General features: G+C 34.8%; 22 protein-coding genes and 1 rRNA gene. 4 read left to right on the forward strand and 19 right to left on the reverse strand.

All coding sequences use genetic code 11. The features are described 5' to 3' along the window. The 5 genes from IEV35_RS12720 to IEV35_RS12740 all read right to left on the reverse strand — a co-directional run. Positions 1–343: ribosomal RNA gene (locus tag IEV35_RS12720) — 16S ribosomal RNA — on the reverse strand; the annotation flags it as partial. A gap of 693 nt (positions 344–1,036) precedes the next feature. Then, a complete protein-coding gene (locus IEV35_RS12725; RefSeq protein WP_188385037.1) occupies positions 1,037–1,390 on the reverse strand; it encodes a DUF1360 domain-containing protein in 354 nt (117 codons plus the stop codon). A 104-nt stretch (positions 1,391–1,494) separates the two neighbouring features. Next, complete coding sequence (locus IEV35_RS12730) at positions 1,495–2,133, reverse strand: DUF3889 domain-containing protein (RefSeq protein ID WP_188385038.1); 639 nt, start codon at positions 2,131–2,133, stop codon at positions 1,495–1,497. Between the two features lie 203 nt (positions 2,134–2,336). Beyond that, positions 2,337–2,606: a GNAT family N-acetyltransferase gene (locus tag IEV35_RS12735; RefSeq protein WP_308419790.1), complete on the reverse strand. Its 270-nt coding sequence runs from the start codon at positions 2,604–2,606 to the stop codon at positions 2,337–2,339. 34 nt (positions 2,607–2,640) lie between these two features. Next, complete coding sequence (locus tag IEV35_RS12740; protein WP_188385040.1) at positions 2,641–3,624, reverse strand: ring-cleaving dioxygenase; 984 nt, start codon at positions 3,622–3,624, stop codon at positions 2,641–2,643. Between the two features lie 193 nt (positions 3,625–3,817). Between IEV35_RS12740 and IEV35_RS12745 the strand changes: the two genes are divergently transcribed. Continuing rightward, on the forward strand, positions 3,818–4,276 hold the full coding sequence (locus IEV35_RS12745; protein WP_268237929.1) for a DUF2512 family protein: 459 nt from the start codon (positions 3,818–3,820) through the stop codon (positions 4,274–4,276). A gap of 52 nt (positions 4,277–4,328) precedes the next feature. On the opposite strand, the gene IEV35_RS12750 is transcribed toward IEV35_RS12745, so the two are convergent. After that, complete coding sequence (locus IEV35_RS12750) at positions 4,329–7,067, reverse strand: UPF0182 family membrane protein (protein WP_308419789.1); 2,739 nt, start codon at positions 7,065–7,067, stop codon at positions 4,329–4,331. Positions 7,068–7,210: 143 nt separating this feature from the next. Here IEV35_RS12750 and IEV35_RS12755 point away from each other — a divergent pair, with 143 nt between their 5' ends. Both IEV35_RS12755 and moaC read left to right on the forward strand, forming a co-directional pair. Then, positions 7,211–7,801: a DNA-3-methyladenine glycosylase gene (locus IEV35_RS12755; protein ID WP_188385042.1), complete on the forward strand. Its 591-nt coding sequence runs from the start codon at positions 7,211–7,213 to the stop codon at positions 7,799–7,801. A gap of 64 nt (positions 7,802–7,865) precedes the next feature. Then, entirely contained in the window at positions 7,866–8,348 is a 483-nt protein-coding gene (gene moaC / locus IEV35_RS12760; RefSeq protein WP_188385128.1) for a cyclic pyranopterin monophosphate synthase MoaC, read from the forward strand. Positions 8,349–8,412: 64 nt separating this feature from the next. Here the strand turns inward: moaC and IEV35_RS12765 are convergent, their stop codons facing one another. From IEV35_RS12765 to IEV35_RS12825, 13 genes are all read right to left on the reverse strand, one after another. Continuing rightward, entirely contained in the window at positions 8,413–8,925 is a 513-nt protein-coding gene (locus IEV35_RS12765) for a MogA/MoaB family molybdenum cofactor biosynthesis protein (RefSeq protein WP_188385043.1), read from the reverse strand. 16 nt (positions 8,926–8,941) lie between these two features. Next, positions 8,942–9,529 carry a molybdenum cofactor guanylyltransferase gene (mobA, locus tag IEV35_RS12770; RefSeq protein WP_188385044.1) on the reverse strand — a complete coding sequence of 196 codons (588 nt, stop codon included), beginning with the start codon at positions 9,527–9,529 and terminating at the stop codon, positions 8,942–8,944. Beyond that, positions 9,526–10,029 carry a molybdopterin-guanine dinucleotide biosynthesis protein B gene (gene mobB / locus IEV35_RS12775; RefSeq protein WP_188385045.1) on the reverse strand — a complete coding sequence of 168 codons (504 nt, stop codon included), beginning with the start codon at positions 10,027–10,029 and terminating at the stop codon, positions 9,526–9,528. Before mobB ends, mobA begins: the two co-directional genes overlap by 4 nt. Position 10,030: 1 nt before the next feature. Continuing rightward, the gene (moaD, locus tag IEV35_RS12780) at positions 10,031–10,264 is read right to left on the reverse strand and encodes a molybdopterin converting factor subunit 1 (protein ID WP_188385046.1); all 234 of its coding nucleotides are present in this window, start codon (positions 10,262–10,264) and stop codon (positions 10,031–10,033) included. Beyond that, entirely contained in the window at positions 10,264–10,737 is a 474-nt protein-coding gene (locus IEV35_RS12785) for a molybdenum cofactor biosynthesis protein MoaE (protein ID WP_188385047.1), read from the reverse strand. Before IEV35_RS12785 ends, moaD begins: the two co-directional genes overlap by 1 nt. Continuing rightward, complete coding sequence (locus IEV35_RS12790; protein ID WP_188385048.1) at positions 10,730–12,040, reverse strand: molybdopterin molybdotransferase MoeA; 1,311 nt, start codon at positions 12,038–12,040, stop codon at positions 10,730–10,732. Before IEV35_RS12790 ends, IEV35_RS12785 begins: the two co-directional genes overlap by 8 nt. 11 nt (positions 12,041–12,051) lie before the next feature. Beyond that, a complete protein-coding gene (locus tag IEV35_RS12795) occupies positions 12,052–13,062 on the reverse strand; it encodes a MoeB/ThiF family adenylyltransferase (protein ID WP_188385129.1) in 1,011 nt (336 codons plus the stop codon). 29 nt (positions 13,063–13,091) lie between these two features. Further along, positions 13,092–14,099, reverse strand: coding sequence for a GTP 3',8-cyclase MoaA (gene moaA / locus IEV35_RS12800; RefSeq protein ID WP_188385049.1), 1,008 nt, complete (start codon positions 14,097–14,099; stop codon positions 13,092–13,094). Between the two features lie 83 nt (positions 14,100–14,182). Next, the gene (gene fdhD / locus IEV35_RS12805; protein WP_188385050.1) at positions 14,183–14,995 is read right to left on the reverse strand and encodes a formate dehydrogenase accessory sulfurtransferase FdhD; all 813 of its coding nucleotides are present in this window, start codon (positions 14,993–14,995) and stop codon (positions 14,183–14,185) included. An 11-nt stretch (positions 14,996–15,006) separates the two neighbouring features. Continuing rightward, a complete protein-coding gene (locus tag IEV35_RS12810; protein WP_188385051.1) occupies positions 15,007–17,358 on the reverse strand; it encodes an FdhF/YdeP family oxidoreductase in 2,352 nt (783 codons plus the stop codon). An 81-nt stretch (positions 17,359–17,439) separates the two neighbouring features. Further along, a complete protein-coding gene (locus tag IEV35_RS12815) occupies positions 17,440–18,732 on the reverse strand; it encodes an L-lactate MFS transporter (RefSeq protein WP_188385052.1) in 1,293 nt (430 codons plus the stop codon). A gap of 270 nt (positions 18,733–19,002) precedes the next feature. Further along, positions 19,003–19,632 carry a helix-turn-helix domain-containing protein gene (locus tag IEV35_RS12820; RefSeq protein ID WP_229740752.1) on the reverse strand — a complete coding sequence of 210 codons (630 nt, stop codon included), beginning with the start codon at positions 19,630–19,632 and terminating at the stop codon, positions 19,003–19,005. 69 nt (positions 19,633–19,701) lie between these two features. Then, positions 19,702–20,607, reverse strand: a complete 906-nt coding sequence (locus IEV35_RS12825; protein ID WP_188385053.1) for a hydroxymethylglutaryl-CoA lyase — start codon at positions 20,605–20,607, stop codon at positions 19,702–19,704. Between the two features lie 348 nt (positions 20,608–20,955). On the opposite strand from IEV35_RS12825, the gene IEV35_RS12830 reads away from it, so the two are divergent. Next, on the forward strand, positions 20,956–22,536 hold the full coding sequence (locus IEV35_RS12830) for a peptide chain release factor 3 (RefSeq protein ID WP_188385054.1): 1,581 nt from the start codon (positions 20,956–20,958) through the stop codon (positions 22,534–22,536). The last annotated feature ends 93 nt before the right edge of the window (positions 22,537–22,629 follow it).

The following is a 22,629-nucleotide window of genomic DNA, read 5'->3' on the forward strand; positions in this document are numbered from 1 at the left end:
TCCCAGTGTGGCCGATCACCCTCTCAGGTCGGCTACGCATCGTCGCCTTGGTGAGCCGTTACCTCACCAACTAGCTAATGCGCCGCGGGCCCATCTGTAAGTGATAGCTTACGCCATCTTTCATCTTTCCACCATGAGGCGAAAAGTATCATCCGGTATTAGCTCACGTTTCCGCAAGTTATCCCAGTCTTACAGGCAGGTTGCCCACGTGTTACTCACCCGTCCGCCGCTAGATCCACTAACATCACCTCAGATGAGGATCAGTTAGTTTCACTCGCTCGACTTGCATGTATTAGGCACGCCGCCAGCGTTCGTCCTGAGCCAAGATCAAACTCTCCATAAAAGACTTGCTTTTGGTTTTGCCAAAAAAGTAAAGTTTATAATAATTGAACGAGTCAATTACATTCTTAGCTACTAAAGCACGCTAGCTTTAGATTTATTTAATAGAAAAAACAGGGGATGTTTTTTCTTACATACTGGTTGTTTTGTTCAGTTTTCAAGGAGCAAAAATCTTTGTTGTTTTTCAGCGACAACTTTTATATCGTATCATTTTTCGATTCTCGTTGTCAAGAAGTTTTTAAAAGATTTATTTTCGTTAAGTTGTCTACTTTTTTAGCGACATTTAATAACTTAACACATTTCAAATAAATAAGTCAACAACTTTTTAATTAAAAACCATCAATAGTAGTATGAACTGATTACTACTGAGTGGCGGATATTTATAGTACTATCATTTGTACCATTGGTCAAGAGGTTATACATATTTATTTTTTGTAACCAAAAGGAAATATACCCACTTTTTTTCCAAGCAATCTTAAAATAGACAATGTCTGCTATCATCCTAAAAAAATATCACTCAAATCTCCCCTTCTATGAATACAGAGTTTCTGAGTGATATTTATGTCGATTACTTATTGTTAGCTTTTCTCTTACCGCAACCACAACCAGAACGTTTTACTCTTTTCCGTCTTGGTTTAGGTGAGGACGTATTCGTTTCTCTAATTTGTTTTTTCATGTCTGTCCTCCTCCAATGTAATTATTCTATTATTCGTTGTAAGATACTTTCAATAATACCTGCAGCACCAGCAATTGCTAGTAAAGTAATTAGTACATCACTACCAACTGGCCAGAGCCAGGCTATCAGTAATAAAACAGCAGCACACCAAATACCTGTACACCAATAGCAACTTAATAGTTCACCAATCCAAGCACGTAATCCATTTCCTTTAATCTCTATATAACTAATCAGTTCACCATCTGAATCAATTTCTTCAATTTCCTGATGGAAAGGTTTGCGAATCAAACTAGTTATTTTATCAAAAACAATTAATCTAGTTAGACGAAAGGTTGCTAATATTAAAATTGTAAATTCTAGCCATCCATTTATCATAAACGTCATCCTTGTATCCTTTTTAAAGAAAAATATGCCACTGTTTAATGCTCAATAATAGTATATTTCTTTAAATGAGAGTTTGACACGGTCTTTTACCTAGATTAAATCTCTGCTAAGTCAAAAGAAATAACTCTGTCTGTTTGGGGATTGTAGACAACATTGCCCCTAACTGTAATCTCTTCATTTTGTAAATGTAAAATAAAATCAAATGTTTCTTTTACCCGCGACTCAGAAAGTTCCTCTTTTTTAACTGATTTATAATCTGTCACTTCAAACTCTGGATAAGCGGTCTGAACTAGTTCAAGCAAATACTTCCCCCATTTTTCTGCTTCTAATTCAGGGGAACTGATAATCTCCACTTTCATTACCCCTTGGTTAAGATTCACCCCTAAAGTTTGAAATGCCCTACGATGTAAGTTAATACGATTTTGAGGATAACCAGGTGCTTGATCAACTACTGTAACAATAACTTCCCTACCATTTAAAGGATTTCTTACTTTTAATGCGTCTCCACACTGAAATAGCGAGTCTTCGCCAACCGCTACAGTCATATATTCATTAGTGGACCATGGTAGACCACATTTTGTAATTTGCCCTCCAGAAGTCCAAGTTGCTTCTCCAACTATTACCTGTCTAAATTGTTCTTTTGCATACACTTTATCCACTGTTGGATAATATGGATAAACAGGATAATGCGGCATTTGCCTGTATTGATACATGTATGGATTATAATAATACATTTCATATCCCCCTAATTAAGACGAGAATTGTCTTTAAGTTTTAAAATGAGCCATATTAAAAGAATATGAAAATAGATGGTTGGACTGTTACATTTTTAGCGCTAATCTGTAATATGATAAAGAGTTAAGCCAGTCCGGAAGTATAAACATCAAAAAAACCAGTGTGGCTATATAACCACACTGGTTTTTCTTTTCATCAACTATTAAAGAAGGTTATTTTTTTCAATATACTTTTTTGCATAAGAACATTCTGGAGTGAGTTTAACTCCTTCTTGCTTCGCATAGCCAACAACCTTTTCAACAAGTTGTCCTGCAATTCCTTGTCCCCTTAGTTCATCTGAAACAAACGTATGATCAACAATTAGATTTCCTTCAGAATCTTTTTTGTACGTAATTTCAGCTTTGGGACTATTTTCAGTATCCCTTACGTAGAACTTATTTTGACCATGAATAATTTCTGCCATATCGTGCACCCCTATTCTTTTGTAATACAACTAAAGTATAAAATTATTCATATTCTTTTTCAAAGTCTATTGTACTTCTTACTGTATCAATCGGTCTTACAAGTTTTTCTATTTCTTCTCTTTTCGATTCAAAGAATGGTGGTAATGATAATTTTTCACCTAAAGTTTCATAAGGTTCATCCCCCATAAATCCTGGGCCATCTGTTGCAAATTCGAATAGAATCTGTGGTGCAACATTGACATACAGCGATCCGAAGAAAAATCTATCAACAAAACCTGATGATTGAAAACCAAAGCTGTGCACACGATCCATCCAAGTTTCTAATTCCTCTCGATCCTCTACACGGAATGCAGCATGGTGAACAGTCCCATATCCTTGACGTGCTCTTGGAAGGATAGGATTATATTCTACAACTACTTGGGCTCCATTTCCCCCTTCCCCTACTTCAAATAGATGGAAAGCACCATTACTATCAATTTCCTTAAATAAAAATACTTTTTCGAGCATTTCTTTGAAGTAATCAAAATTAGCAACTCGAACAAAGAGCGGTCCTAATCCTGTAATTGCATACTCTAATGGTATTGGTCCTTTTTGCCATGGTAAACCAGATTTTACACCAACATTGTGTTCATCTGAAATCAATTGGTATTGTTGATCGTCAAAATCAACAAATTCTATATGTTTCTTTCCAAATTGCTCTTGAATTCCCTTATGCTTTACACCAAGGCGGTTGAAACGTTTTTCCCAATATATAAGCGCTTCGTCACTAGGTACACGAAATGAAGTCTTGTAGATTTCATCTGTTCCATGCATTCCCTTTGGTATGCCAGGAAAATCAAAGAATGTCATGTCTGTTCCTGCATTCCCCTCATCATCTGCAAAGAATAAGTGGTAAGTACGAATATCGTCTTGATTGACAGTCTTTTTGACTAAACGCATCCCTAAAACGAATGTAAAAAATTTATAATTCTCTTCTGCGCTACTCGTAATTGCAGTTACGTGGTGTATCCCTTTTAAATGGTTCAAAATATATCCCCCTAAAATAATTATAAAAATAAACAAAACAATTAATTAAGATATCTTTAATTCAAGATAAATATATCATAATTAATTTTCGGTGTCAATGACCTTAGTATGTGTAACATACTGCACATTAATGAATAAGAAAAGAATGAAATACTAGGGGTAGGGGAAATTAGTTAATAGTATGAATTGAATAATGGAAGATAGGGTGATTATTTTGAGACATGTTACACCATTTTTAATAAAATTCGCTATGACAACTGTAATTTTGTGGATAGTATTAGGAATTTTCTATAACGCTTCAATAGGAAATATACTAATAATTAGTTTGTTACTTAGTATTATTTCTTACATTGCCGATGTATTTGTATTACCTAATGTTAGTTACTTTTGGGCTACCATTGGTGATTTTGGTCTAGCTTTTATTGGGATTTGGTTTCTTGGTAATTATGTATTTGAAGGTACCACAGCTGTAGAAGATGCTGCTCTCATTTCTGCTGCAATAATAGCTATTGGAGAAATTCTATTCCACCGATATATGAAACAAAATGTATTTGAGGATATAAAGTTGGTTACTCCGAGAGAATTAGCCATTTCTAATCGCCTCCAGACAGAGTTTAGCAAGGAATTAGATGAAAAAGATAAAAAGGAATAATGATAAAAATAAATGTAAAAGAGGCTGAATTTTGTAATTCAGCCTCTTTTTATTATTGAATTTCTTCTAATATAGTTTCAATTTCAATCATTAATTCTGCTGCTTTTTGCCAATCTCCTTGTGTAAGGGACGACTGATAGTCATCAAACAATTCGGATAACTGCTGTAAAGTCTCCTCCGCATTCCGTAATGGTTCTTCCGTTTCTTCCTCTTCTTCATTATCTGTTTCAGGATCCTCTACGTCGCTTGGAGCACCATTAGGGTCGACAATTTCAAGCATTTTATCAAGTGCTTTTTCAAAACTTTCTTCCATAACAATATAATCTTCATATGCAACTACTACTTGTTTTACTTCAGGTAGTGAAGTTTCATTGGATGATTCAATATATATAGGTTCTACATATAGAATAGTATCCTCAATTGGAATTGCTAAGAGGTTTCCACGAATTACTTCGGAACCACCTTGTGACCAAAGATTCAATTGTTGAGAAATTACACTATCTTGGTTAATTCGATTTTCAATTTGCTGTGGTCCATAAACACTTTTATGTTTTGGAAAACGATATACGAAAATTTCACCATAATTTTCCCCATCATTCCTTACTCCCATCCAAGCAATCATATTTTGCCTATTCCTTGGTGAATATGGTTGCATTAAAATAAACTCTTCTTCATCACTATCTGGGAGTTTCATCGTTACATAATATGGTTCCATCTCAACATCTTCATTATAATATTTCTCCGTTGGAATCTCCCATACATCTTCTCTATTATAAAAAACTTCTAAATTTGACATATGATATGTTCCAAATACAGATGCTTGAACTTTAAAGAGCATTTCTGGATAGCGGAAATGAGATTGAACATCTTCCGGAATTTCCTCCTCGAAAAGCTCTGGGAATATATTTTGATATGTTTGAAGTAATGGATCACTAGAATCAACAACATAGAAATTCACATCACCACTATAAGCATCCACAACAACTTTAACAGAGTTACGAATATAATTATCCCCACTATCTGTATAAGGTTCTGCATATGGGTACTTTTCTTCAGTTAAATAAGCATCAATCATCCACGCTAAGCTACCGTCTTCTCGAATAAAAATGTACGGGTCAGAATCATAGGTGAAAAATGGAGCTATTCGATTGACACGATCCATGATGTTACGTGTATGGAGTAAATAACTATCCTTTGTAATTTGATCAGATACTAACATACGGAAATTTCCTGTTTCGATGGCAAAAAGTAATCTATTTAAACCAGTCATTGGAATACCTTCCGATGCCTCATAACGAGATGTGACATTATCTCCACCTTGTGGATAATCGAACTCTTCTTTTTTACTATTCACGATGATTTCATCATAGGACTCTTCACCAAAATATATTTGTGGTCTAGTAATATCCACTTCTCCTTGTGGTGGTAAATTAGTTACCATATACTCTGGTTGTCCCTGTGGTGTCACTTGATTTACATGGCTCATAACAATTCCATAACCATGCGTGTATCGTAAATTTAAGTTTTCCCACGTTTTAGCTTGCTCTGATAAATCTTCAGTACGTAATTCCCTTGCACTAATAAATACTTGTTCATAATCACCATCTATCATATAACGGTCGATATCAACATCATTAAATGTATAATAAGGGCGAATTGTTTGCGTTTGGTCGTATACATCTTGTAATGGTCTAACGTCATTAATACGAACATTTTCAATCGTTTTCATATTACGTTCAACCATAGCATTGTCTAATGTATCATTAGCTGGGTGTTCCTGTTCTTCAATACCAGCAAGTTGGTATGCTGCACGAGTAAATTCAAGATTATGCGCTAAATACTGTTCTTCTCTTGAAAATTCATTTGGTGATACAACAAAACTTTGTACAGCAATACTAGCAAGTTGTCCAATAACTACTAGTACTAAATATGCCGCAATTGGCATCACCATGGAAATGAGTTTGCCACGATTCATTGCAATGATAATCCAAATCGCACCGATTACAGCAACAGCAGCTAATACATAGGACTTCGGTATATTAATTAACTGATCTGTATAACTTAGACCATATACAGCACTTTCTTGAAAAATATTAACTTGATTGGTTAATAATGTTTCATATGGTGCTAGTAAGTGAAGTCCAGCAAGTAACAAACCAATGAATCCTACAGTAATTCCCATATGTACTTGGGCTTTCTTACTTTTTCGATACATAGAAAAAACGGAATAAAAACCAGCCTCTATGAAGAAGAAAAATATAGCAAGACCTAATAAAAGATTTAAAACAATTTTCAAGACTGGTAAAGTATACATATAAAATGAGATATCCATATTGAAATGTGGGTCTGTAATACCAAAACTTGCTTGATTTAAGAATTTTAATAATGGTTCCCAACCTATTCCTTGTACTAATGAACTTCCTAATAGACCGATGACGATAGAAATTCCATAAATAATAGCATTACTCTTCTTTTTTTCTAAAATTATCGACGGTAGTTGTTCTCTGTTTAAGTGACTTATATAAGCACTTCGAACCCAAAAAAAGGTAAATGCTGATAATACAAGAAATAATACAAAACCTATCCCAGAAAGTAATAATTTACTTCCAAGTATTGTTGTAAAAATAGTTTTAAAACCAAGATTATCCATCCAAATAAAATCAGTAATTAAACTTAACGATAATGCTCCAGAAATAAGAAGTATAATAATAACTGCCAATGCAATAATTTTAAATTTTGACATTGCAGGTTTCTTTTTAGAAGCCTTATTCTCAAAAACTGTAAAATCCAATGCTGTTCCTCCTAATTCACAAATTTATTGGCAAAAAACTCTAATAGTTATCATAACAGATTCACCAATATTTCTACTATTAATACGGTAATAGTTGCTACTAAGTTTCATATTTTTATGTAATAAAATGGAGAGAAATTATAATGACTAATTCATTCACCCCACTTCCGAAAGAATTTTATGAAGAACCAACTCTTACTTTAGCCCAAAAATTATTAGGTTGTGTGTTAGTAAAAATTACTGATGAAAGTATCACTTCAGGAGTAATAGTTGAAACAGAGGCTTATCTTGGTGCTATAGATAGAGCTGCACATAGTTTTCAAAATCGAAGAACGAAACGTACAGAAATCATGTTTAGTGAACCTGGTCTTGTATACACATATCAAATGCACACCCATTGTTTAGTAAATGTTGTTTCTGGACCAATAAATACCCCTGAAGCGATACTAATACGAGCTGTAGAACCGTATACAGGTATACATACAATGTTGAAACGAAGGCCAGTTCCTCTAATTAAAAATCTGACGAATGGACCCGGAAAACTTACAAAGGCTCTTGGGATTGGAATGGAAGACTATGGTAAACCGTTCTATCATTCTAATATTATTATTGCCAAAGGAAAGGAACCTAAGACAATTGTACGTGGAAAGCGTATCGGAATTGGAAACTCCGGCGAAGCAAAAGATTACCCTTATCGATTTTGGGTACTTGATAACCCATTTGTATCCCGGTAACCATAGTTGTAATTATCCTATTTCTACCATAAGATTAATATAATAGAAATTTGATAGGGGGAATATAAACATGCTAACTCATTTTAATAATGATGGGCGTGCTAAAATGGTAGACATTTCGGAAAAGAATTCTAGTAATCGTATCGCAATGGCAAAATCAAGTATTCAAATGAGTAGAAAAGTCTATGAAGCGATTAAAAATCAAAATATAAAAAAAGGGGATGTATTATCTGTAGCCCAAGTCGCTGGAATTATGGCTGCAAAACAAACGTCCTCCTTAATACCAATGTGTCACCCTATACCTATAAGCGGAGTAAATATTGATTTTGAATGGAAAAATGTCGATGAGCAAATTGAATTGATGATTAAAGTAGAAGTAAAAACAGTTGGAAAAACAGGGGTAGAAATGGAGGCTTTAACCGCTGCATCCATTACAGCCTTAACTATTTATGATATGTGTAAAGCCGTAGATAAAAGTATGATAATTGGATCTACATATTTATTAGAAAAAAGTGGTGGAAAAAACGGAGATTATAAACGAAGCTAAATTAAGTGTGATAGGAAGGGGGCATTTACATAAATTTAATGTAAATGCCTTTTCGTCATGATTCTCAATCCAAATCTTTGGTAATCTCCTTTACTGCATGACTAAGTTCCGGTAGAATTAATTTTTCCATTGCGAGTTTTACTGCTTTAGAAGATCCAGGTGTTGAGAAAACAATTCGATTATTAACCACTCCACATGTTGCTCTAGATAACATGCTTGCAGAACCAATATCAAACTCATAACTTAACATTCTAAATAACTCTCCAAATCCAGGAACCTCCTTTGTAAAAAGAGGTTGGATTGCTTCTATTGTTACATCTCGAGATGATATCCCAGTCCCTCCATTGATTAAAACTGCATCTATCTCTTTCAATGCTGTAATATCTTTAAGTGTCTCTTTAATTTCACTTTTTTCATCTGGAATAATTTTATAATGATTTACACGATGTCCATCCTTTTCAAGTAGATCAATGATTATTTTCCCACTTTTATCCGTCTCTTTCGTCCTCGTATCACTAACGGTAAGTACAGCACAATTGACAGATTTTTTTGCTTGGTTACGGTGTTTGCTTAACATACTCTCGCCCCACTCTTTATTCCTTGACGTATTGTTCATAATCAGCCTGATAATTTATATTCAGGAAGGCCCTATCATAATCCATTTCTACAAATCTCACATTAGCTTTTGAAAATAATTGCTTAGGAGATAATGCTTTCTGGTCTAATTGATCTTTAATTTTACTTTTTAATGATTGATGAAAGATAGAAGTAATTGGTTGCATTTTTCCTTTAACAACTGGAATAATTGCATCAACTCCATTTTCAAAATGGTTTAAAAGGGAATGATAAACGGATGTCTCTATAAAAGGTACATCAATTGGTGATACTAGATATAATTCAGCATCCAAATGGTCCATCCCAGAATAAATACCTGCAAGTGGACCAAGTCCTGCATAATTATCTACGTCCGTTATGATGCTTAAAAATGGTTTTGTTTCTTGAAATCGGTGGATTAGCTCATCATTCGTTACAAGTACCATTGAATCTACTATTGGCTTCATTGCATTAATGGCATAATGATAGAATGGTAGACCAGCTCGTTCTACAAATGCTTTCTGCTCACCAAATCGTCTCGACCTTCCTCCCGCTAATATAATTCCCCCAATTGAATTTTTATTCATATTTTCCCTACCTCCAGCATGTGACCTAACCAATCACAAACTTGTATGGAATCACTTTTATCAAATATTGGAATATCATTTCGTTCAATATGTAATTTTTTATTCGTTACAACAGCAATAATAGAAGTTATATCCTCTAATAATCGCATATCCTTTTCATCTTTTAACAATACAATCTTAGGGTATTCAAGTTTTTTAAACCCTTCTAAAAACAATACCTCAACTTTAAGAGTTTGATAGATTGTTAGTATATCTTCTATATTCCATTGTTCTAAATGTGAAAGTTGTAGTCTATTTTCACCTATCACACCCGCAATAAGTGAGCCTGCTCTTTGGTGTTTTTCACTATCTGTATTCTCAATTCCAACAGGTGCACCACCATGTCCATGGTTTTTTAATGATGCAACTTTTACACCTTTATTAGAGAAATAGTTAATTAAATCTTGAGTTAACGTAGTCTTTCCACTATTTTTGTACCCTACTATTTGGACAATCTTCATATTATCCTCCACTAACAGGTGGAATTAACGCTACTATATCTCCAGACGTAATGAGATCGTCCGGTAATGCATATTCCTCATTAATGGCTGTCATCACTTGATCTACTTGGGGTATATTATACTTCGATTTCAATTTCTCTTTTAATTCAGTTACAGTAAGTTCAGAAGCGTCGACTTGAATACGCTCTTTCCCAACTACCTCTTGAAGTTGTGCAAATAATAGAACAGTAATCATTAGTTACCCTCCTTTATAATTGGTGGTTCACCACTAGGATAATTTACTTTTTCTAGTTGATCACCTATCCAAGTTTCTCCATCTTCCCAATGTTCTTTTTTCCATATTGGTACTATTTGTTTAATTCGTTCGATTGCATATTCGTTTGCTTCATAAGCTGCTTTGCGGTGTGGAGAAGAAATTGCAATTGCTACAGCAATTTCGGATATATCAAGTCGTCCAACCCGGTGAGTTATTGCTACTTCTGTATTTTCCCATTGTTCTTTTATTTCTTTCCCAATTTGTGCCAGCATTTTTATTGCCATCGGTTTGTATGCTTGATATTCCAAGTAAATTGTTTTTCGACCGTTTGTCCATTCTCGAACCGTACCTAGGAAAGTAGTGATTGCACCTGCTTCCCTTCTTGTAACCTTTTTTATGATCTCCTCTACTTGGATAGGCTCATCAACAATTTCAAACATTGACTTAAACATGGCGCATACTCCTTCTAGTATTTATATCACTTTCAACAAAACCATCCAATGTTGTTCCCTCTTGATCTTCAAGGAGAATAACAGATACTTCCATACCTTTTTCATAACCCCTTGTTCCACCAGGAAGTTGGATTAATATATCCGCATGTCCAAGTGAAGATACAACGTTTGATTTATCAAGCCCAATTGGACTTGCAACTAATCGACCGTTTTCATATCCTAAATACCCACGAACAAATCGGTCAAATGGGTTTGCCTTTGTAAAGTCCTTTCCTAAAATAGCAATTTCTTTCTTAAGAAAAGATTTTTCCACAAATAAATACTCCCGAATGGTTGGTCTAGTAAATAATTCAAATCCAACATAGCAAGCTGAAGGATTACCAGATAAACCGAATAGTATCTTCCCATCTAGTTCTGCAACAGTTGTTACGCTACCAGGTCGCATAGCAATTTTATTAAATAGAACATTTGCACCAAGTTTTTCATAAATATCTGGTAGATAGTCATAGTCCCCAACCGAAACTCCACCTGTAGTAATTAAGAAATCAACCTTTTCCAGTGCCTCTTTGACTTGATAAAAACATGTTTCAAAATCATCACTAAACTGGCCAAAATAAATTGGTTCCCCACCTGCACGCTTTACTTGGGCTTGCACCATATATGCATTACTATTTCGAATTTTTCCAGGTTCAAGGGGCTGATCTACTTCTAGTAACTCACTGCCAGTTGCAATTATACCAATTTTAGGTTTTGAACTAACTGGTACATTTTTATACCCAAATGTTGCAAGAAGCGCAACAATCCCAGGATTGATATATGTTCCTTTTGTAGCAAGTACAGTTCCTTTTTTCGTATCCTCACCTGTAAAAGATATATTCTCTCCAACTTTTGATTTTCTTTTTAAATCAAAGTATGGTTTTCCGTCTTTTGTATATTCATTTGCTAACTCTAACATAACGACAGCATTACATGATTCTGGAATTTGTGCACCTGTCATAATACGCACCGCTTGGTTTTTTCCAACTGGTTCATTAAATACACTACCCGCTCCAATCTCACCTATTACTTCAAACGAAACTGGATTATTCCGATTTGCATTTACCGTGTCTTCTGCACGAATGGCAAATCCATCATATGGTGAACGGTCAAAAAAAGGCACATCATGATCAGCGATTAAATCTTGACCAAGAAAATGCCCATAGGAATCTTCTAGTGGCACATATTCTATACGGCCATGCTTAGAAAACGCCATTATTCTTTTCATTGCTTCGACTACTTTTATTGGTTTCCTTTTTTCAACCATGATGCACTCCCCTAACCAACTAATTGATAATATATATTTCTAGCTTTTTCAGTTGAATCTGTACCATGAATTAATACTCTACCATCTCGAAAGATGACAATACGGTATTCATCATAATTTAAGGATATCAAAAATTCATTTTGGTTCACTATACCAATATTACTAAGTTGCTTAGCTAATTCACCTAAGTGGATTTCTCGTTTTGCTCTTATTTGTACAGTATTACGACCACATAACACTTCCATTTTTGTTTGTGCATCATAAGTAAGTTTGGGGTATACTGGATTTTCTCCACACGTTAAACAAGTATCTTTTTTTGAACGATTGATATTTACTGAATGATAAAGATTATTCCATAAATCAAAGGTGACAAGCTTATTTCGCAATGAGCTATAATCCTCAACTAAGATTTTTAAAGCTTCTACCTGTTGGTGTGCTACTACCATTTGAACAGTAGGGGCAATAATTCCCACTGAATCACAAGTTGCTCCTGTAACCGGTGCTGCATTAAGTAAACAATTTAAACACGGTGTTGTTCCTGGTAAGATCGTATAACTCATCCCTGTGCTACCAACACAGGATCCAAATATCCAAGGAATATTATATTTATGAATTAGATCATTCATAATAAATCGTATATCAAAATTATCTGTTGCATCAATTACTAAATCGACATCTACCAACAGAGGAACTAAATTTGTACTAGTTCCATCCATAACAAAACTTTCAATCTCAACAGAGGAATTAATTTTTTGCAAATGAACCTTTGCTGCCACAGCTTTTGGTAATTGATCAAGACAATCTTGTTCCGTAAATAGTTGTTGTCTTTGAAGGTTACTAGATTCAACATAATCTCTGTCTATAATCGTAAGTTTCCCAATGCCTGCACGTACTAAACTTTCTGCATTTGCCGTCCCTAATGCCCCACAACCAATAATAAGGACGTGTTTATTTTTTATTAACTTCTGACCATCCTTACCTATTGGTTTAAAAAGTTCCTGCCTTGAATATCTATCTTTCATCATGCTTATCCCTCTCTAAAATAAAGTAGCTAGCCACCGATATAAGACATTTCAATTCTATCTTTATTTTTTGCTGATTCTTCTGTTCTTTCAGCCGAGTAACGATCAGTACGCTGATTCCAAATAGTAATAATTTGCTTTTCTAATTCCTCATCACTTTTACCTGTCCTTAGAAAATCTTTAAAATCAAAACCCTTCGCAGCAAACAAACATGTGTATAGTTTACCGTCTGCGGCAATGCGCGCCCGTGTGCAAGTTGAACAGAATGATTCAGAGACAGATGTAATAAAGCCTACCTCAGTATTCGAGCCCACATAACGATATCGTTTAGCTACTTCTCCAATATAATCAGGATCAACTTGTTCCAATTTAAAATGACTCGATAATTGATCAAAGATCTGTTTCTTTGTCACTACTTTACTGAAGTCCCAGCCATTTGTTTTTCCTACATCCATAAATTCTATAAAGCGTAATGTAATTCCTTTTTCTTTAAAAAACTTCGCCATCGGTACAATTTCATGTTCGTTCATACCTTTTTTAACTACCATATTTACTTTAACATGTAATCCCACTTCTTGGGCTTTATCAATCCCTCTAAGAACTCGTTCTGTTGAAATGCCACTGTCATTAATAGATTGAAAGAGTTTATTATCTAATGCATCTAAACTAACATTAATTCGTTTTAAACCAGCTCCTTTTAATTCTCCAGCTAGCTTTTCCAAAAGAGTCGCGTTTGTTGTTAAGCCAATGTCCTCTAATCCTTCAATTGCAGATAATTTACTTATTAATTCTGGTAAACCTCTTCTAAGTAAAGGCTCACCGCCCGTTAATCGTATTTTTTTTACACCTAATTTCACAAAACTAGTTGCTAATCTTTCAATCTCTTCAAAAGATAATAATTGTGACTTAGGTAAGAATGGATAATCCTTTCCAAAAATCTCTTTTGGCATACAATATGTACATCGAAAATTACATCGATCTGTTACAGAGATCCGCAAATCTTGTAAGGGTCGACCAAATTTATCTGTTATCCTCATGAACGAAAGGCCTCCTTTAATTATGCTTAACAACCAATCTATGATTAGGAGCTGTATTCTATTCTAAATACAGCTCCTAACATTTAATTTGAACAAGATTCTTTATTCAATTCTAAAATGCGTTCCGGATGTGTATAAACATTCATTTTAGTTTCTCTAGCAAAACCAATGACAGTAATACCAAGATCTTCTGCTAGATTAAGAGCTAAGTTGGTAGGAGCTGACTTTGAGAGTATGATTCCAACCCCAATTTTAGAGATTTTTAATAATACTTCAGATGAGATACGGCCACTAAATACAATTAATTTATCCTTTAATGATATTTTTTGTTTAAGAACTGTGCCATATATTTTATCTAAAGCATTATGTCTACCAATATCTGTCCTTACTTCGAGTAAACCTTCTGGTGTTGCTAGACCTGCATTATGCACTCCACCAGTTCTTCTAAATTGTTCTGATCTAATTTGAAGTTCTTGCATTAAATTATAGCATTGTTCGACAGCAATAGGTAATTGACTTGTAATAGTTTTAGCTGTTTTCACATCACTTTTAAAGTAAAATTGTCTACTCTTACCACAACAGGAACCAATAAAACGTTTAGAATGATCTAAATCATGAATATCAACTTCTCTGTACAAGTCTATATATGCAAAACCTGTACTTTCATCCATTGATAAATTCCGAATCTCTTCGTAAAATCGAATGATACCTTCTGAAGCAAGAAATCCTATTAGTAGCTCTTCCATATTAGTAGGTGAACATACCATCGTTGCAAATTCTTGACCGTTTAATAGAACCGTTAGTGGAAATTCTTCAACGATTTCCTCTTCTACACGAACTGCATCCTTCCCATTAAACCGGATAAATTCAAATAATCCAGTATTAACCTCGTTCATAATCTCACCTTCTATTGTGGTTCCATTTCCAATTCTTCCACACGTTTTTCTACATACTTTGTATCTTTGTGTGCGTAATATGTTTCCGCTTTCTCTACGATAACCGCGGTGTTATATTCAGGTATTCCGGCAAAGTCCTCATATACACCTTTAGGTATGAGCGAATTACCCTCTGGCCAGTGTACTTCTATGTTACCTGACTTTATCGGTTCGAATTTAGCACGACCTGTAAACGAACCATACTGATTAAACACAACGATACTATCTCCTTCTTTAATATTAAGTTCACTAGCATCTTCTTCATTCATCAATAAATCATATCTATCTGCATCATTAAATGGATCCTTCTCACCATATATCATAGAGTTGAACTGTTTTCCACGCCTTGTTGTAACATAGAAATGACCTTCAGGTTTACGTAACTCTGGAATTTCAACTGTAATTAGATTTCCTTTTCCATCTGGTGTTGGGCATATCCCGCCTTCACATAACCAAGCACCACCCCATTGAAATACATCCCCGCGATTTTTCAAATGCTGGATTCCATCATAATTAGGTGCCGCTTTAGCAATCTCTTCACGTATTTCGGAAGCATCTTTGAAATCAATTAACTCTTTTTGTTCAGGTTTAACTCGTTTTGCTAAATCCACATAAACTTCCCATTCTGATCTCGCTTCTTCTATTCGTGGGCCCTTGATTTCTGGAGAAAAATATACCATTCTTTCTGTTGAAGTTGAGGTTCCACCACCAGGTTGCTCATATCTTGTCATAGCAGGTAGAACAACAACTGCTTCTTTTGCATCCAGTAAAGTCGAAGTATTGAAAATGATGTCTTGGTGCACGCGAATATCTATATTTTCCAGGCTAGTTTTTACGAAATCTGGGTCAGGCATTGTTTCTAAGAAATTACCTCCAGACATATAATAAAGTTTCAATTTTCTCTCATGATCTTCAGGTAATAGAGCGTTCTCTAATGACACTCCTACAATATCTCCTTGCCATTTCGGTATTTCAAATCCCCAAATTTCTTCGACTCGTTTCCTATTTTTTTCGTCAAGTCCGCCACCTGGTAGTGAAAATGGATCGGCACCCATTTCACCTGAACCTTGAACACCAGAATGTCCACGTATTGGCATTAAACCGCAATGTTCTCTTCCAAGGAATCCTCGTAATAAAGCTAAATTTGCTACTTGAGATATATTATCCGTCCCAAAGCGATGTTGTGTTAGTCCCATTGACCAAACAAATACAGCCGATTTTGATTTTGCCAACAACTCGGCCAACTCTAGCATTCTTTCTTTAGAAATACCAGATGACTTTTCTAACTGCTCCCAGTTATAAGATAGTACTTTTTCTCTTAATTCTTCTAAACCATTGACATGTTCTTTAATGAACTGATGATCAAGTGCAGATCCAGGATTTTCTTCTTCCATTTCAAACCAATGTTTCATAATTCCATGCATAAATGCAATATCTCCGCCAATATTAACTTGATAAAAATCATCAGCTATTTTGGTTCCAAATAACGCAGATTCTGGAATGGAAGGAACCCAATATTTATCCATAGCAGGCTCATGATACGGATTAATGATAATAATTTTTGTTCCCTTCCGCTTGGCTGCATACATATATTTTGTAGATACAGGTTGGTTATTTGCAGCTACTGATCCCCAAAACACTAAAACATCTGTACCTATCCAATCTTTATAATTGCATGTAGATGCTCCAACCCCTACAGAACGAGAAAGAGCTGTTTTCGAAGGTGAGTGACATATACGTGAAGCATTATCAATATTGTTTACGCCTAGATATCTAGAAACCTTTGCTAATGTGTAATAAACCTCGTTCGTTATCCCTCTTGACGTAGTATAGAATGCAGTCTGTTTAGGCTGAATTGCCTTCATCTTATCTGCAATTGTGTCCATTGCCTCATCCCATGTAATTCTACTAAATTTTCTGTCACCTGGTCTTCTTATTAATGGGTAAGGAATTCTCCCAAGCCTTCTAAGCTCTGTACTGTCCATTTTACGCAACTCATCAATATCAGCATGTAGTATTTCTTCCTTTATCGGCCCCATTGTATTTAAACGTAAAACATTTAGTCTTGTCGTACACACATGGGGACCTGCTAATGTTTGATCCTTTAATCCAGATACTCCAAGGGCACAACCATCACAAACACCTTGCGTGAGAATTCTAGTAGCATAAGGCAAGTTATCCTTATTTTCCCATACGACTTTCATCGTATCACGAATATGATGTGGTTTTATTTTACCCAAGCCAAATGGTACTTTACTAACCCATAATTTAGGATCTGGCTTTTTTGGTAATTTAATAGGACCTGTATGTTTTGTGTTTCCCAATCCATTCCCCTCCATGATCTAGTAATATACAGCATTAGGGTCTACCCGTTTAATAATGGCGACCCAAATGCATTTTATCTTTTATATTTCCTTCGTGGCAGCTGTAGCATGTTGTACTGCAAGCTTTCTTTGTTGTTCACCACGTAATCTTTTAATATCAACTCGGATCCATAGAGATAATCCAAGTGCAACTGCAAACATGATTGTAAAGATCATCATTGTTAAAGTATAATTTCCAGTATTATCATAGATTAATGACAATAGAATTGGACCAACTACCCCTGCCATAGCCCAAGCTGTTAGAATATAGCCATGAATTGCACCAAGCTGCTTCGTTCCAAATAAATCTCCAATATAGGCAGGTATCGAAGAAAATCCTCCACCATAACAAGTTAATATTGCAAAAAGCAAGACTTGGAATAGTATCGGGTTTGAAGCAAATGGTAGAATTGCAAAAGCAATTACTTGGATTAAAAAGAACGCAGTGTAAACATTCGGACGCCCTATATAATCACTCAATGAAGCCCAGCCAATTCTTCCACCTCCATTGAACAATCCAAGTACACCAACCATGGCAGCAGCTGCAACCGCTGTCATTCCAGTGATTTCTTGAGCCATAGGTGAAGCTACCGCAAGAATAGCAATACCACAAGTTACATTAATGAATAACATGAACCAAAGCATCCAAAATCGTCTTGTTTTAATTGCTTCATTTGCAGTAAGCTGAGACAAATCAGGGCGAATTTTAACTTTCGTTCTACCAGCCTCCTGTTTCACCACAAATCCTTTTGGAACCCAACCTTCAGGCGGCGGAGATAAATATTGTGCTGAAGCAGTCATAACTAGAAAATAAATAGAACCAAGAATAAAAAAGGTATTAGAAATTCCCACTAAACCAATAAGTGCTTCAATCGCTGGACCACTAAGCATTGCTGCAAAACCGAATCCCATAATAGCAAGACCAGTTGCTAGTCCACGGCGATCTGGGAACCACTTTACTAGCGTTGAAACTGGAGATATGTACCCTATACCTAGGCCCATTCCACCAATTACTCCATAGAAAAGATACAATAATATTAATGATTCCAACATTGTAGCGATACCAGAGCCAGCCACTCCTATTCCAAAGAAAAGTGCCGCTAACATACTAGACTTTCTGGGACCATTCTTCTCTACGAAACGTCCCATAAACGCTGCTGAAAAACCTAAGAAGAAAATTGCAATACTAAAGGCAGTTGATACTTGTGTCTGAGTCCAACCATAGGTGTCAATCATTGGATTCGTAAAAACGCTCCATGCGTATGCCGAACCAATGGATAGATGCACGCCGAGTGCGGAAGCCGCAATCAGCCATCTGTTTTTTACCTTCTCCATAAACATCCTCCTTGATTAATATATATTTAGATTTCTAGTTAAATTAACTAGAAACTAAATTAAAAAGGAAAATTAAATGTTAGTTTCACAGAGATGATAGCAAATCTTAAAATGGACACCATGAATAAAGATAATTGTCTGTTAATTCTAATTTTTTATATAATTATGTCCCATATAATATCATGGAAACGATTACTCTTCAAATGTAATGTTCTTACTTTTAATAACTAAAGAAAAAGCCCTATACAATAAATAAATTGTATAAGGCTTTTATAATGGACTATCTACAAAAAATGTAAGGACTTTCGCTTCTTTCTCGTCAACTGGTATAAACAAATGGGGTTTTGAACCTTTGAAGCAAGCACTATCTCCCTTTTCCATAAAAAATTTCTTTCCGTCATAGTAAAGATAAATCGAACCTTCTAAAATAAATATAAATTCATCTTGTGTATGGGTATAAGTTTCCTCTCGTAAATTAAGATTCTTCGGTGTAACATGAACAATAGTTGGCTCAAATCCAGATAATGAGGATCGATTCGCTAGTAGTTCATAGGAATAACCCATATTTTCATCACCGATTTTTGATTTTCTATTATTCTTTGGTAAAAGAACTAAATCCTGTTCATTGCGCTCATCTAATAACCATGAGAGAGAAACATCAAGCGTTTCACTAATTTTGGATAACGTTGCAATTGCCGAAGCTGTTTGACCATTCTCTATTTTAGAGAGCATACTTTTCGATATGCCTGATGCATCTGCGACTTGTTGTTGGGTTAATTTTTTGCGGAGTCGGAGTTCCTTTATTTTTTTTCCGATTGTTTCTAGATTAATTGTTGTTCCCCCTCTCTTGTTGTCAGAATTATTTATTCTATCATAGATTAGTTTTATGAATAACGTCAAGATGAGGGACTTTAAATAAGTTGAATAAACTAAAAAAGTGTAATCTATAAAAGATCACACTTTCTAAATCTATGCTGTTCCTTCAATAAAAGCTACGGACCGACTTGGTAGTTTTTTACCTAATTTATTTTGAATATAGATAGAAGCTTCTTGTAATTTTTGTTCATCAATTCCAGTATATATGCCTAACCCATTTAGTAAGTATAATACATCATTTGTAGCTACATTTCCTGCAGCTCCTGGAGCATATGGACAACCACCTAATCCTCCTATCGAAGTATCAAATCTTGTGATTCCAAATTGTAAGGAAGTCATAATATTTGCAATAGCCATTCCTCTTGTATCATGAAAATGCATAATTATTTTTTCCTTTGGTAGACGTGTTACAATTTCATCTAACAATGCTTGAACTTGAGAAGGAACTGCAGAACCAATCGTATCTCCAAGTGAAATTTCGTCTACCCCATCCTCAAGCAATTGATCACAAACTCGTAACACTTGTTCTGGAGAAACTCTGCCCTCATATGGACAATCAAATACAGTTGAGACATATCCAGTTACTTTTTTCCCTTCTTCATTTGCCGTATCAATGACCTCTTTCAGAACAGGATATGTTTTATCAATTGATTTGTTTATGTTTTTCAAATTATGTGATTCACTAGCCGACATGAATACGGAAGCTCCATCGATTCCTGCTTCTAGTGCATTCTCTAACCCCTTCATATTAGGTACTAGTGCGGAATATAGAACTGAAGGATTTCTTTTAATTCGTTTACCAACTTCTTTAGCATCAGCGAGAGCAGGAATCCACTTTGGATTTACAAACGAAGAATACTCTATTTCCTTTATGCCTGTATTCGAAAGCATGTTTATCCATGTTACTTTATCTTCTGTAGATAAAAATTTCTTTTCATTTTGCAAACCATCACGAGGCCCTACTTCTTTAATCGTTATAAAATCAGGCCAATTTCTCATTATACTTCCTCCTTTCGTATAAATCAGATCATAAACCAAAACGAAGTAAGCGTTTCCAACGTAAAATAATATTATTAGTAGTAGATTATGCAAAAATTTAATATATGTTTTAGTTAAGTTTGTTCAATAATGTCCCATTTCATTCAACTTTGTTGAATTAAGTTTAACTAAGTATCCTTTCATTGTCAATAGTTTGATTAAATTTTCTGTATATTAAATATATACTAAAGATAATTAAGTTCTTACAATCCAGCCACTTTAATAATGGACATGTATTTTTAATTAAAATAATGTATGATAAAAAAGTATTTTACTTAATGCAGATTTTATATTGGAAAGGGAACTTCTATGAAGATTAAAGATGAAGTAGCGAAAAGAAAAACATTTGCAATTATTTCTCACCCCGATGCTGGGAAAACAACATTAACTGAAAAGTTACTACTGTATGGAAATCTAATACGTTCTGCAGGAACAGTTAAAGGTAAAAAGTCTGGAAAATTTGCTACATCGGATTGGATGGAAATAGAGAAGCAACGTGGAATTTCTGTCACATCCAGTGTAATGAACTTCCCATACAAAGATTTTCAAGTTAATATTCTTGATACTCCCGGACACGAGGACTTCAGTGAAGACACATATCGAACATTGACAGCAGTTGATAGCGTAGTTATGATCATTGACTCTGTTAAAGGTATCGAAGCGCAAACTATTAAGTTATTTAAAGTATGTAGAATGCGGGGAATCCCAATTTTTACATTCATAAATAAATTAGACCGAGAAGGAAGAGAACCATTAGAACTTCTAGAAGAAATTGAAGAAGTTCTAGAAATAGAAACTTACCCAATGAATTGGCCAGCTGGTATGGGAAAAAGATTTCTTGGAATATTTGATCGTTATAATCACCAGTTTATTAAATTTAATGGTAATGAAGCCGAAACTCATATTCCACTTTCCGAAATAGAAGGTTTTGAAGAACTTATAACTAAAGAAGAATTTGTAGCTGCAAGTGATGAATTAGATCTATTAAATGAGGCAGGTAACCAATTCTCACTAGAGGCTGTATTACGAGGCGAGCAAACTCCAGTGTTCTTTGGGAGTGCAATTGCGCCATTTGGTGTTCAAGACTTTTTTGATACATTTATTACACTGGCCCCCACTCCAGGTCCTCGTAAAGCAACAGAAGGTATTGTTGCTCCTGATGATCCTGATTTTTCCGGTTTTATATTTAAAATCCAGGCAAATATGAATCCTGCACACCGAGATCGAATTGCTTTTGTCCGAATTTGCTCCGGAAAATTTGAACGTGGAATGAGTGTAAAATTATCCCGCACTGGTAAAGTGTTCAAACTAGCTCAATCCCAACAAATTGTCGCTTCATCTCGTGATACGATTGACGAGGCATATGCTGGAGATATTATCGGAATCTATGATCCAAATGCATACCAGATCGGTGATACACTTATTGAAGGAAAAGCTAACTTCGAATTTGACGAGTTACCGAAATTTCCACCTGAACTATTTAAAAAAGTAATGGCTAAAAATGTGATGAAATCTAAACAGTTTAAAAAAGGTATCGAACAACTAGTTCAAGAAGGTGCCATTCAATTATTTAAAGATAAACGAACGGAGTCTTATATACTTGGTGCAGTTGGTGAATTACAATATGAAGTATTTAAATATAGGATGGAAAATGAATATAATGTTGAAGTATTATTTGAACAAATAGGAGAAAGAATCCCAAGATGGTTAAAAACGGAACAAGTTAAAGAATCCCTCTTTGATGACCGTAATCTATTAGTCCGAGATCGAAATGATAATTATCTCGTACTATTCCGAAATGAATTCTCATTAAATTGGTTTAAAGATAATCATAAAGAAATTGATTTGATTGACTTATTTGAAGTCAATTCATATGGACAATTACATTAAATAATTGGAGCAAAGGAATTATTCCTTTGCTCCAAATTTGTTAGTGATAAAAAGCTTTCTCCAAAATGAACATATGAATTATTCATTTTATTT

Source organism: Ornithinibacillus halotolerans (assembly GCF_014637405.1).
GTDB lineage: Bacteria > Bacillota > Bacilli > Bacillales > Amphibacillaceae > Ornithinibacillus > Ornithinibacillus halotolerans.

Bases quoted from the DNA above. Each gene is read 5' to 3' on its own strand.
- IEV35_RS12725 (WP_188385037.1), bottom strand. From the start codon at position 1,390: ATGATAAATGGATGGCTAGAATTTACAATTTTAATATTAGCAACCTTT.
- IEV35_RS12730 (WP_188385038.1), bottom strand. From the start codon at position 2,133: ATGTATTATTATAATCCATACATGTATCAATACAGGCAAATGCCGCAT.
- IEV35_RS12745 (WP_268237929.1), top strand. From the start codon at position 3,818: ATGGAAGATAGGGTGATTATTTTGAGACATGTTACACCATTTTTAATA.
- IEV35_RS12755 (WP_188385042.1), top strand. From the start codon at position 7,211: ATGACTAATTCATTCACCCCACTTCCGAAAGAATTTTATGAAGAACCA.
- IEV35_RS12765 (WP_188385043.1), bottom strand. From the start codon at position 8,925: ATGTTAAGCAAACACCGTAACCAAGCAAAAAAATCTGTCAATTGTGCT.
- mobA (WP_188385044.1), bottom strand. From the start codon at position 9,529: ATGAATAAAAATTCAATTGGGGGAATTATATTAGCGGGAGGAAGGTCG.
- mobB (WP_188385045.1), bottom strand. From the start codon at position 10,029: ATGAAGATTGTCCAAATAGTAGGGTACAAAAATAGTGGAAAGACTACG.
- moaD (WP_188385046.1), bottom strand. From the start codon at position 10,264: ATGATTACTGTTCTATTATTTGCACAACTTCAAGAGGTAGTTGGGAAA.
- IEV35_RS12785 (WP_188385047.1), bottom strand. From the start codon at position 10,737: ATGTTTAAGTCAATGTTTGAAATTGTTGATGAGCCTATCCAAGTAGAG.
- IEV35_RS12790 (WP_188385048.1), bottom strand. From the start codon at position 12,040: ATGGTTGAAAAAAGGAAACCAATAAAAGTAGTCGAAGCAATGAAAAGA.
- IEV35_RS12795 (WP_188385129.1), bottom strand. From the start codon at position 13,062: ATGAAAGATAGATATTCAAGGCAGGAACTTTTTAAACCAATAGGTAAG.
- moaA (WP_188385049.1), bottom strand. From the start codon at position 14,099: ATGAGGATAACAGATAAATTTGGTCGACCCTTACAAGATTTGCGGATC.
- fdhD (WP_188385050.1), bottom strand. From the start codon at position 14,995: ATGAACGAGGTTAATACTGGATTATTTGAATTTATCCGGTTTAATGGG.
- IEV35_RS12815 (WP_188385052.1), bottom strand. From the start codon at position 18,732: ATGGAGAAGGTAAAAAACAGATGGCTGATTGCGGCTTCCGCACTCGGC.
- IEV35_RS12825 (WP_188385053.1), bottom strand. From the start codon at position 20,607: ATGAGAAATTGGCCTGATTTTATAACGATTAAAGAAGTAGGGCCTCGT.
- IEV35_RS12830 (WP_188385054.1), top strand. From the start codon at position 20,956: ATGAAGATTAAAGATGAAGTAGCGAAAAGAAAAACATTTGCAATTATT.